We start from the raw sequence: 11,866 nt of genomic DNA, 5'->3' as shown, positions 1-11,866 counted from the left end.
AACAGCAGTATTTTTAAATTAACGATAACAATTCTACTGTCCGCCCTATATTAAATTTAGTCGCTTTTGTTATTCAATAATAATTGGCTCGGAAACTTTATATGCCATTACAACGCTTACTTATTCTATTTATATCACTGGCGTTAAGTGAAGCCATTATTATGATGTTATTGGCATCATTTGTTACGAAATATACAGGCATCTGGTTTTCTGTAATATTAGATGTCAGCCTTATCTCATTCATTGCTATTATTACTATTCACTACTTATTTAATGATAGTGACTTTGTAAAAAACCAACAATCGAGAACCGAATTCCTAACATTTAAAATAGCTATGATCGTTTTTACGATTGAGGCTTTAGTTATGTTTGCCTTTAATTTTGACGAATTTGTTTTACAGCAATGGCAAGTCATAGCAATTGATAGCTTAATACTCAGTAGTCTGAGTGTGCCTATAATTTACTTTTCCATTATTAAACCTGCCTTCTTGCCCTTACAAGAGCAAAATTCGCAAAAGCTAAACACAACCATATTTACTAGCCTACTGACCTATTTTTGCTCTGCAATTATTTTATATATTGCCTTGTATATGTTTTACGAAAACCAAATACAAACGCGTATAGGTTCTGTTATTCAAAAAGAGAAAAATGAGTTAAAACAAGCTAAATATTCGTTTTTACAACAACTTAATCATGCATCTCGTGATCTGTTAATTCTTAAAAATAATCACCACTTTAAGGAACAGCGTTTTTTTAGTAATGAAAACAAAACACTATTAGAACAGGACTATTTTAATTTTATCACCATAAAAAATTATTACACCCAAATAAGAATTCTTAGCTTAAAAGGCCAAGAGTTAATAAGGGTGCAAAGAGAAAATAACAGTACCGTTATCGTACCTCCAGACAAGCTTCAAGATAAAAGCGATCGATACTACTATAAACGCGGGATAAAGCTCAGCCCTGATGATATTTTTATATCTCCATTAGATTTAAATATTGAAAATGGTCAAATTGAAAGGCCATTAAAACCAATGATCCGTTTAGGCTCAGTGCTAGTTGACAAAAACAATGAAAAGATTGGCTTACTTATAATAAATCTCGGAGGTGTGCATTTACTTAGTCAATTAGAAAATATTTCTAAAAGCTCACTAGGTGACATTATGCTCTTTAATGAAGAAAGTTACTGGTTATTTGGTGATGTACAAAAACAATGGGCTTTTATGTTTGCCAATAAACCCCAGCAACGTTTTCAAGATATCCATCCAGATATATGGCAAGCGATGGAAACTAAAACAAATGGGATCATTGAAAAGGATAACAACATTTATATTTTTGAACACATGACCTTACTAGATCAAGTACCAACACTTGATAATCCGAGAAATAGCAACGGGAAATGGCCCAAATGGAAGTTAGTAAATAAGGTCCCTCTATCACTGATTGAAAACGAATTTAGTAGTTTAAAAAAATTGATTGTTTTGCTCTATCTAGGTGTAATGTTATTAATGATATTTGTTATTTACACCTTTGCTAATCACACTATCGCCAGACGAGAATACGAGGCCAAAGTAGAAAGTTATGCGTTTGTAGATAGCTTAACAGGACTTTATAACCGTAGGATATTTTTAGATAAGCTTGATAAAGAACTAAATAAAGCCCAGTTCAATGAGTCACCATTAGTCCTCATGTATTTAGATTTAGATTACTTCAAGCCAATAAATGATGAGTTAGGCCATGGTGCAGGCGATGAAGCACTTAAAGAAGTTGCAACGCGCATAAAAAGCTGTTTACGTAAGCACGATATTATTGCTCGAATAGGTGGAGATGAATTTGCAGCAATTTTGCCACAGTTAAATGATAAAGACGTGATCTCTGAGATAGCACAAAGAATCATTACAAATATTAGCAAACCATTTATTTTATTTGACCAAAAACGCACGCTCGGAATAAGTATAGGAATTACCATCACAAACGGACAAGCTCATACTAGCTTAGAAGTAAAAACACACGCAGACCAAGCACTTTACGAGGCTAAAAATTCCGGTCGAAACTGCTATCGGTTTTCTAAAGAAACACGCTAATTTTTAGTATTTTATGAATTTAGTATACGGTTTCAAGATTGCGCGTTTTTCCGGAATGAATTATCACTTTTAGTTCTAGCTTTTACCATTAACATAGCGCAAGTTTTATTATATAGTGGAGCCAAGAATTCATTGCATAGTAATGCATTTAGATTCATTCATTAAATTAACTATTCATTTTTATTAAAAATATAACATATCAAGTGCAGTCTATGTGTCTTCTAATGAGTTATACCAATAACAAACGTAATAATAACCATATTACAATCCAGAATTTTAAAAACGAGGTAAGCGCATGTTATCAAAACGCATAATTCCTTGTTTAGACGTAAAAGACGGCCAAGTCGTTAAAGGCGTTAAATTTAAGGGCCATGAGGTAGTCGGCGATGTTTTAACACTTGCTAAAGCCTACAGTGAAGCCGGTGCCGACGAACTGGTATTTTACGAGATCAGTGCAAGCGTTGAAAAACGATTACTCGATGTAAATTGGGTAGAAAATATTGCCCGCCATATCGACATTCCATTTTGTGTAGCGGGTGGCATTAAATCGGTAGCCGATGCAGCGCGCGTACTTGAACGCGGCGCTGACAAAATCAGTATTAATAGCCCTGCCATTGCCCGTCCTGAGCTTATAAAAGAGTTACACGATGAGTTTGGCAAGCAGTGTGTGGTTGTCGGTATTGATAGCTTTTACGATGAAAAAACCGGTGAATACTTAGTGTATCAGCTTACAGGCGATCCTAATGCCTCAAGCCGTACTCGTTATAAAACTCAAGAGTGGGTTCAGCGGGTACAAGACTTAGGTGCTGGCGAAATCGTTTTAAATTGTATGAACCAAGATGGTGTTCGCAACGGTTACGACAATGAGCAGCTGAGTAAAATACGCGAGCTATGCGACATTCCTTTAATCGCCTCAGGGGGTGCAGGCACAATGCAAGATTTTGTTGATGTATTTAAACAAAGCAAAGTAGATGGTGCACTCGCAGCCAGCGTTTTTCATAAAAACGTGATTAACATTGGCGAACTAAAACAATTTTTAATAGATAACCAAGTGGCAGCCAGATTATGCTAGTAACGCAAGAAAACCTAACTCAAGTTGATTTCGCAAAAAGCGAGATGATCCCTGCGATTGTTCAAGATGCACGCTCTGGCGTTATTTTAATGCAAGGTTTTATGAATAGCGAAGCGCTTGCTGTCACGCTTGAAAGTAATAAGGTTACTTTTTATTCGCGTTCTAAATCGCGTTTATGGACCAAAGGCGAGTCATCAGAAAACTACTTAAACGTGGTCTCTGTGCATACAGATTGCGACTACGATTCAATTTTAGTATTGGCAAACCCAGAAGGGCCAACGTGCCATTTAGGCACGCAAAGCTGTTTTGGCGATGCTGCAAAACCAAGCTTAAGCTTTTTAGCGCAACTTGAAGATGTGATTGTTGCACGTAAAAACGACGATCCAGCTAAAAGCTACACCGCGTCCTTATTTGCTGAAGACTTAAGCCGCAGCTGCCAAAAAGTAGGTGAAGAAGGCGTTGAAGTGGCGCTTGCGGCAATGAAACACGACAACAATGAGCTTACTAACGAATCGGCTGACTTGTTGTATCACTTAATTGTGTTACTACAGCGTCAAGGCTTAGAGCTCACCGATGCAGTTGCTTGCCTACAAGGGCGTCATAAGTAAAACCGCCTGTTACTGTGTGCGCCATTTTGTGGCGCACTCAGTATGTTAAAACCATAAATTCACTTTAAATTACACCTTGCGAATAGCATTTACTCCCTCCCTTAGGTATTCTTTAACTAGGGTCTGTTGACCTTTGCGGATTAAAATTTGTTCAAACTAGGGGCGGTTTAATCGCGGCGCGAGGTTTGCAACCTAGTGGGCTAAGTCAAAACCGAGCAACAAAGAGTAAATCGCCCCTAGGCAGAACCCGAAGGGCAGCGCCTGTTTGGCATTGATGCTGCGTTAGCACCTATTTATGGGGAATAACAACACTACATAGGCTCTGCCTTGCCTAAATACCAAACAGACTGCTGCAAATTCAACCTTGAAAGGTCAATAGACCCTAATGTTCAAGGAATAGCTATTACAAAAGGATAGCGCATTATGAAAACCTATATATCGCTGGTATTAACTGGCCTAATTTTATCTGGCTGTAGCAGTTTAACCACTGAGCAAAAAGCTAAACTAGATAACCTAACCCCCTGCGAAAAAATGGATGGGCTAATTGCCGCCTATGACAATCGCTTTGAAGCGTTAAAAGACACCAAAGTAAAAACACCTTATTTAGATGTGTGGAGCGCAAAGTACAACGTATTTGGCAATAACTGCCAAGTAACCAGCTTTAACAATCAAACCGTGACCTATCGCTGTCAAGAAAACTACAAAGACCAACAACAAGCCGTTGCCATGCATAAACAAGCCGTTGAGCTCACTCGCCAATGTTTAACAAAAAATAGCAACTGGTTAGAAACACAAAAAGAGTCGGAAACCTCTCTGCGCACCACCTTTGTACTTGATGATAGGTCGCCGGTTATTTCTGTTTATACCAGCAAAACCTTATCAAAAATTAAAACCTGGTCTACCTCGTTAGAAGTAGGAAAGCCCGTCGCCACTAAATAATTACGAGAGAATGTATGCGCCTAACACCCAGTAAACAATCCACTCATTTAAAAACAGACTGTATCGGTGAATGTTATAGAATGAATGGCTACTGTACTGGGTGCGGGCGCACAAGTGACGAAATATTCGACTGGATTATTTTAACCGATGAGCAAAAGCAAGCTATATTGGCCTCCCCTCGTGAAGATGCAAAAAAAGACTAGCTTAAATTTATAACCATTAAGGCGCATTACGTTGTGATGGGTCACGTTTAAAGTCTTTACTTAATCGCTTAGGGTCTAACGCTTCACGTTGTTTGCTAGCACCTTCTGCCCACCAAATTAATTGGTTAAACGTGCGCGAAAAATAGCTATCCCATGATGTTTGCTCTGCCGCATTATTTGCGTCACCACTTTCAATAAACACATCCTGCGCTTTTGGTACATGGATCATTGCTGATACCGGCAAACAGCCCAGTTCACTTAAAAAGCTGCGCATACCAACAGCAGCGCGCACGCCGCCCCACTGCCCTGCAGAATAGGTAACAATTGCGCTGGGTTTATAGCCAAATAAAGAACTACCAAAGTGGTTTAGCAAATTAGCGAGTGCCGGACTCATCGAATGATTATATTCAGGGCTCACCATAACAAAGCCATCGCTGGCTTTAATTTTTGCCGCTAAGTCATCAAGCTGTTTAGGTACCTCAGCCTGCGAATAAGCAAAGTGCGGTTTAAACACAGGGTCAAAATCGTAATCGAGCGGATCAATAACCTCTATTTCATGCTCAGAGTAATGCTCAAGCAAACAACGCTCACATGCTTTCGCTACTCTCTCCCCTAAACGCGCAGGCTTAGGTGGGGTACTTTTTCTAACCGAACCGAGAAAAATTAAAATTTCATGTATCGGCACTCCTTTTTAATTGCGAAAATAAATACCTCAAAAAAGTTTGAGGTATTTACTGTACGATTTAGGCCTTATCGAGCGCTTGGCTTACATCGGCAATAATATCGTCAATGTTTTCAATACCCACCGATAAACGAATTAAATCGCGGCTAACGCCAGCATTGGCCAGCTCTTCATCATTTAATTGTCGATGCGTGGTAGATGCTGGGTGGCAAGCCAGCGATTTAGCATCGCCAATATTTACCAAGCGTAAAATCATGTTAAGGGCATCAATAAACCGCGTACCAGCCTCTAAGCCACCCGCAATACCAAAACTTAAAATACCTGACGCTTTACCATTGGTAATTTTTTGGCTTATTTCGTTATACGGGCTTGATTTTAATCCCGCATAATTAACCCAAAGCACCTTAGGATGGCTCTCTAAATATTCAGCAATTTTTTGCGCGTTTTCACAGTGACGATCCATTCTAAGCCCTAATGTTTCAAGGCCAATTAAAATGTCTGATGCGTTTTTAGGCGCAAGCGCCGCACCGGTATTTCTAAGTGGTACAACGCGGCAACGCCCAATAAATGCCGCTTCAGCAAACGCATCGGTATACACTACATTATGGTACGACGGATCAGGCTCATTCATCATCGCAAAACGGGTTGCATTGGCTTTCCAGTCAAACTTGCCCGAATCAACAATCATGCCGCCAATAGCGGTTCCATGGCCGTTAATGTATTTAGTGAGTGAGTGCACCACAATATCGGCACCTAACTCAAATGGACGACACAGATACGGCGTAGCCACGGTGTTATCTACAATTAAAGGCACCCCTTTGCTGTGGGCAATTTTCGCAAGGCGAGCGATATCAACTATATTCCCAGCAGGGTTACCAATTGATTCGCAAAAAACTGCACGAGTGTTTTCATCAATGGCGTTTTCAAAACCGTCAAAATCATCGGCTTTAATCATTCGCGCCTCTATACCTTGGCGCGGCAAGCTGTGGGCAAATAAGTTATAAGTACCACCATACACTTGGCTGGTGCTTACAATATTAGTACCCACTTCACATAAACATTGAATCGCATAGGTAATCGCCGCCATACCCGAGGCCACAGCCAGCGCACCAATACCGCCTTCCATCGCGGCAATACGCTGCTCAAGCACCGCATTGGTTGGGTTCATTATGCGGGTATAAATATTACCAGGCACTTTTAAATCAAATAAATCAGCGCCATGCTGCGTATTATCAAAGGTGTACGAAGAGGTGTTATAAATCGGCACCGCCGCCGACTTTGTGGTGGCTTCAGATTCATAACCATGGTGCAACGCTAAAGACTCAAGTTTCATAATTTATTCCTTCAATATAGTTACATCTAACGTAGCATTTAATGGTTACAAAATGCACATGAAATATACTAAAGAATGTTGAAAGAAATAGATTTATCGCTGTATCTAGCTAAATGTTCAAACTACCGTTTGCTCATATATTAAATAAAATGAGCCAAGCGCGCATATTATTCCTCTAAGCGTTGCTTAAATACAATAAAAAACTAGTGATAGTAATATGTTAGGTAATTTGTTAAAACTATATAAAATAGAAAAGTGAGCGCAGCGCTGGTATAAATATGCGCGGTGAGCGCACTATTAAATTGTTAGGCATCAGTGTTAACCACAATAGTGGCACCAATATTAGGAGTAAATGTGGAATATATACTCAGTATATTATCAGGTGGTTTGAGTGGTGCCGTATTAGTTTGGTTAGCTAAAGGGTGGATATCTGAAAGGTTGAAACAATCCATTCAGCATGAGTACGCAGAAAAACTCGAAAGCTATAAAACAGAGTTGAACTCGAAAGTTGAGGGTATTAAACATGAAAATCAAGTTTCTCAACTTCGTACATCATTGTTCTTTGATCACCAAAGAGATGCGTTCGCCGCTTTGATAACGAAAATAGCTCAAGTGAATACTGATTGGTTGAAGCACTATGATCCAGACGAAGGGTTATATGAACCTGTACCATTTGAAGGGTATCGAGAATTTAAAAGTCTGTTATACAAGCATCAATTGTTTTTGGACGAAGAATGTTTGATGGCAATGTCTTTAATCACTTCTGCATATACAAGATCTTTTCCCTATGATGATCGTAGTGGTGCTCCTCCACACCAAAATGATTCTAGTTCCCATGTTTCATATATTGAATACCTACAACCAAGAATCGCTTCAATTTTCCGAAGTAAAATTGGTGTGGCATCTGATCCCCAACATTTAGTTGATATTGCTGTTCTATCCGCTATCGAGCTTGTTAATGGCTACCACTTTCTAGAGGTTGATATCCCACCTAAAGGGAACTTATCAACAAAGGGCATTAACAACGCCTCTGATAAAGTTGCTTTAGGTTTGAAAAACAAAGATGAATTAATATCTCTACTTGAAAATTTTGATGTGTACTTAAACCGAGATGGTGGTTGGCTTCATGAAGCACAACTTAAAGTAAAACGAACCCTAAATGTACTTAGAAAAATGCCTAACAAGGGCATTCAAGTGGAAAAATAACAGTTGGCCATCGCTTCGCGATTATACGCCAACCATTATTTTCCACTTAATAGCAACGTTATGTCTACAAGGAGGTATTATGCAAGCACCATGGAACGGTGAAAAAGTTAATTTATTTATTCGCTCTTTAGCAATAATATTTATCATTTGCGCACTTATTGCGTTTAGTAGTTTACTAATTGCATTCTTTGAACGGGGTAATGTCAGTTTTGATAATCTAGATTTTAGGGCTGTATTCGGTATGCTATCAGCTCCTTATTTTTTCCTATTATTTTTAAAAGTTGCGGTAACAGGTCATGCGCCAAAATCATGGATTCCATGGAAGTAGTGTAAACATAACAAGCGCTTTAACAAAATATGTTAAAAGTAAAAGGAAATTTATGAGTCTATGTCCTCGCTGTGAACATAAAATAGATGTTTTCAGCCTTTATTTATCTGCATTCCCGTTTTACTTTAAATGTGCCAATTGTCAGTTGAGATTGAAACTTATCAGCTCAAAATTATTTTGGGCTATATTTTTATTGTATTCGGCAGTCGTGTTTACATTGATAATGTATATTCCAATTTTTAGCAAATATGGTTTAGGCGTAATATTAGCCATATTAGGCTGGTTCTTTGTTTACTATAAATCGTCACCTTACATACTCAGCAAAGATAACGTTGCACTATATGGTAGTGACTAGCTAAAAACAGCTTTGTTTTATCTCTTCCTCTAAAAGCGCAGCGTCTCCTGCCCTCTTTGTGCATAAATCACTTAAAGACCTTATTACACAAAGAGAAGTGGATGGGAGGCTTCGGGCTACGAGGCGCGAGTAAAATGCTAATGCCCATAAATACGCGATATGAAATCGCTGCTACTAAAGACATTTACTGATAAAAACAATTTTTTGCACCACAGAGAATCCCGAGGCGCTTTGCGCTACACAGAGGTGGATTGATATCTTTTAAGCATTTCTCTGTTAACTCTGTGTCCTCGGTGGTAAATACTTATTTAGGCTTAACTCTGGCTCGATATGAAATCGCTGCTACGAAAGACATTTACTGATAAAAATAATTTTTGCACCACAGGGAATCTCGAGGCGCTTTGCGCTACACAGAGGTGGATTGATATCTTTTAAGCATTTCTCTGTGAACTCTGTGTCCTCGGTGGTAAATACTTATTTAGGCTTAACTCTGGCTCGATATGAAATCGCTGCTACAAAAGACATTTACTGATAGAAACAATTTTTGCACCACAGAGAATCCCAAGGCGCTTTGCGTTACACAGAGGTGGATTGATATCTTTTAAACATTTCTCTGTGAACTCTGTGTCCTCGGTGGTAAATACTTATTTAGGCTTAACTCTGGCGCAATGTGAGATCGCTGCTACAGGGCAATATATGGCTTTTTTACGTTCACTAAAAGGTCTTATTCTACAAATAGAAGTGAATGAGCAGAAAACACAGGCATAACGTGTACTGGCTCAGACTGAAAAAAATCGTTGGCTAACTTGGTTTTTGGCTATTTTTCATCATTTCTAAATAGCGCCCTTCAATGAATTTTTTTTCTTTTGTAAGGTGTTTAAGTGCGTACTGTGTTTTTTCTAGCTCTTGCTTTAGTGTGTCTAACTCCTCACTACTTTCTGGCCCGTCTGTTTGTAACTGCAATTGCTGTAGTAGTTGGTCTTGCTCTGCAATTTGCCTTTTATATTCGTTTAAAGTGTTAAGTAGTCTTGTTTGATCGGGCGTTGAGGATGTATCTGCGCTTGATGTTTTATCACTATTTTCGCTTGCGGTTTTAAGCGCTTCATAATCTGCTTGTAGCTGGTCTTTTTCTTCTTGAAGCACAGTCACTGCATCATATTGTGCATAGAGCTTTTGACGGGTCACTTTTAATTTTTCAACACTTTTATCGAGATCCCCTTTTAGTTTGCGAATTAACTGATGCGAGCGTTTTAATTTTTTATTGAGATCATCAATTAGCTGTTGTTCTTTTTCGGTAACATGATCTTTGGTTGATGAAGTAACCTCTGTTAATTGCTGTTGTAACAGCATTTGTACACTGATTAACTCAGCGATAGTTTTTCGATTATCGTTAACATAGCTCATGGCATTGTCAACAGACTCTCTGCACATAGCTAACGTCGCATCATCCATTGTGCCGTTACTTTTAACCATACTCAACGCAAAAGCCCTAAACTCTCTGAGTATCAATAAAAGAATATAAAACCACGCGGCTAAAATAAGTAGCCCAAAATTTATAGCAATATAATGATAAACCTCTGGCGGAAAAACGGCATATGGCATTATTAAATTATCTTAAATTAAGTGTTTATTTACTAGAGTTTAGCGCTGTCAAAAAAATCTGCCATAATAACAACAACATTTAAAAAAAAGTAACATGCGTGAAAATACTTATCGTGGATGACAGCCAAGCAACACTCGAAATAGTACGCCGAGGGTTGGAAAAATTTGGCTATCGAAAGTTATTAATAGAAAAAGCTAGCAATGCTAAATCTGCGTTAACGCTGATTGGTAGTTGGCACCCCGATATTGTCCTTACAGACTGGCATATGCCTGATATGTGTGGAGTTACGTTATTACGTGCAATAAAGCAAAGGCAACTTAATATAATAGTGGCAATGCTGACCACCGTTGATGAAAAGTCTCAAATTGAAGAAGCTATTAGCTTTGGTGCATCCTTTGTATTATCAAAGCCTTTCACAGACGCGCAACTACACGATAAATTATTGCCTTTAGTACAGCTTGTTGAAAATAACGAAATCATCCCTGATGAAATTGAATTAAACAGTGATTTAGCGTTACCAAAACTGTCGCAATTAGAACGATTGTTTCATAAACATATAAGTCAGTCCTTAATCGTAAACACAATTCAACCTCAGGTATTTGATGAGTCTAAAGTACCCTGCGTCATGGCTGTTTATGAGGATCCAAAAAGTCAAAAAGTACGTGCCATTGCCATACTTGATATTTATGCTGCCTGCGTAATGGCAAGTGGCTATAGCAGCTTGTCGGCTGAAGATATCAGTAACTCTATATTGTCAGGCGTTGTAACGAATACAGCATTAAGCGCATGTAAAAAAGCGTTAACGGAAACGGCTTTTGCCTTTTTAGACAAACGAACACGCGTTAGTTTACAAATCAAAACGGTCAAAGTGATTACCACGCCTTTTCGTAAACTCACTTTGCTGTATAAAACACCTGCTGAAAAGCGCATTGATTTTAGTTGTCAGCTTGAGGGCATGGCACAAGGTAAAATCATGTTGGTTGGCATTTAGTAAATTAAACGCACGTATTTACCATTATTAAAAAGTTTATATTTAAAAACACCCTGCTCCTACAAAAGCGCAGCGTCTCTGCACCCTCATGGTAAATCAATCACTTAAAAACCTTATTCTACAAAGAGAAGTGAATGAGCAGTAAATTAGTAACCTAAACCACCAAACAACCTTGTTTTATACCTTCCTCTGAAAGCGCAGCGTCTCTTCGCCCTCTTTGTGCATAAATCACTTAAAGACCTTATTTAACAAAGAGAAGTGAGAGCTACGAGGCGCGAGTAAAATGCTAATGTCCATAAATACGCGATATGAAATCGCTGCTACGAAATACATTTACTGATAAAAACAATTTTTGCACCACAGAGAATTCCGAGGCGCTTTGCGCTACACAGAGGTGGATTGATATCTTTTAAGCATTTCTCTGTGAACTCTGTGTCCTCGGTGGTAAATGCTTATTTAGGC

The 11,866-nt window shown here is 38.7% G+C and carries 11 protein-coding genes; 8 read left to right on the top strand and 3 right to left on the bottom strand.

Annotated elements, in window-relative coordinates; genetic code table 11:
* Window positions 1-101 precede the first annotated feature (101 nt).
* The 5 genes from PTET_RS18555 (at window position 102) to PTET_RS18535 (ending at window position 4,906) form a co-directional block, all read left to right on the top strand.
* The gene (locus PTET_RS18555; protein ID WP_096039088.1) at window positions 102-2,084 is read left to right on the top strand and encodes a GGDEF domain-containing protein; all 1,983 of its coding nucleotides are present in this window, start codon (window positions 102-104) and stop codon (window positions 2,082-2,084) included.
* Between the two features lie 295 nt (window positions 2,085-2,379).
* Complete coding sequence (gene hisF, locus PTET_RS18550) at window positions 2,380-3,156, top strand: imidazole glycerol phosphate synthase subunit HisF (RefSeq protein ID WP_013463285.1); 777 nt, start codon at window positions 2,380-2,382, stop codon at window positions 3,154-3,156.
* Entirely contained in the window at window positions 3,150-3,764 is a 615-nt protein-coding gene (gene hisIE / locus PTET_RS18545; protein WP_013463284.1) for a bifunctional phosphoribosyl-AMP cyclohydrolase/phosphoribosyl-ATP diphosphatase HisIE, read from the top strand. The genes hisF and hisIE overlap by 7 nt, the downstream gene beginning before the upstream one ends.
* Window positions 3,765-4,187: 423 nt before the next feature.
* Window positions 4,188-4,703: a hypothetical protein gene (locus tag PTET_RS18540; RefSeq protein ID WP_013463283.1), complete on the top strand. Its 516-nt coding sequence runs from the start codon at window positions 4,188-4,190 to the stop codon at window positions 4,701-4,703.
* Between the two features lie 14 nt (window positions 4,704-4,717).
* Window positions 4,718-4,906 (top strand): DUF1289 domain-containing protein, encoded by a 189-nt coding sequence (locus tag PTET_RS18535; RefSeq protein WP_016900157.1) that lies wholly within the window; start codon window positions 4,718-4,720, stop codon window positions 4,904-4,906.
* 16 nt (window positions 4,907-4,922) lie between these two features.
* Here the strand turns inward: PTET_RS18535 and PTET_RS18530 are convergent, their stop codons facing one another.
* Together PTET_RS18530 and PTET_RS18525 are read right to left on the bottom strand one after the other, a co-directional pair.
* Window positions 4,923-5,591, bottom strand: a complete 669-nt coding sequence (locus PTET_RS18530) for an NADPH-dependent FMN reductase (protein ID WP_016900156.1) — start codon at window positions 5,589-5,591, stop codon at window positions 4,923-4,925.
* Window positions 5,592-5,649: 58 nt separating this feature from the next.
* Entirely contained in the window at window positions 5,650-6,921 is a 1,272-nt protein-coding gene (locus PTET_RS18525) for an O-acetylhomoserine aminocarboxypropyltransferase/cysteine synthase family protein (protein ID WP_013463280.1), read from the bottom strand.
* 354 nt (window positions 6,922-7,275) lie between these two features.
* Between PTET_RS18525 and PTET_RS18520 the strand changes: the two genes are divergently transcribed.
* Together PTET_RS18520 and PTET_RS18515 are read left to right on the top strand one after the other, a co-directional pair.
* The gene (locus PTET_RS18520; protein WP_013463279.1) at window positions 7,276-8,127 is read left to right on the top strand and encodes a hypothetical protein; all 852 of its coding nucleotides are present in this window, start codon (window positions 7,276-7,278) and stop codon (window positions 8,125-8,127) included.
* A 79-nt stretch (window positions 8,128-8,206) separates the two neighbouring features.
* Window positions 8,207-8,455 (top strand): hypothetical protein, encoded by a 249-nt coding sequence (locus PTET_RS18515; protein WP_013463278.1) that lies wholly within the window; start codon window positions 8,207-8,209, stop codon window positions 8,453-8,455.
* Window positions 8,456-9,611: 1,156 nt separating this feature from the next.
* Here the strand turns inward: PTET_RS18515 and PTET_RS18505 are convergent.
* A complete protein-coding gene (locus PTET_RS18505) occupies window positions 9,612-10,412 on the bottom strand; it encodes a hypothetical protein (RefSeq protein ID WP_013463275.1) in 801 nt (266 codons plus the stop codon).
* 98 nt (window positions 10,413-10,510) lie between these two features.
* Between PTET_RS18505 and PTET_RS18500 the strand changes: the two genes are divergently transcribed.
* A complete protein-coding gene (locus PTET_RS18500; RefSeq protein WP_013463274.1) occupies window positions 10,511-11,404 on the top strand; it encodes a response regulator in 894 nt (297 codons plus the stop codon).
* The last annotated feature ends 462 nt before the right edge of the window (window positions 11,405-11,866 follow it).

Source organism: Pseudoalteromonas tetraodonis, from assembly GCF_002310835.1.
GTDB lineage: Bacteria > Pseudomonadota > Gammaproteobacteria > Enterobacterales > Alteromonadaceae > Pseudoalteromonas > Pseudoalteromonas tetraodonis.
This window is presented reverse-complemented; position numbering and strand designations above follow the sequence as displayed.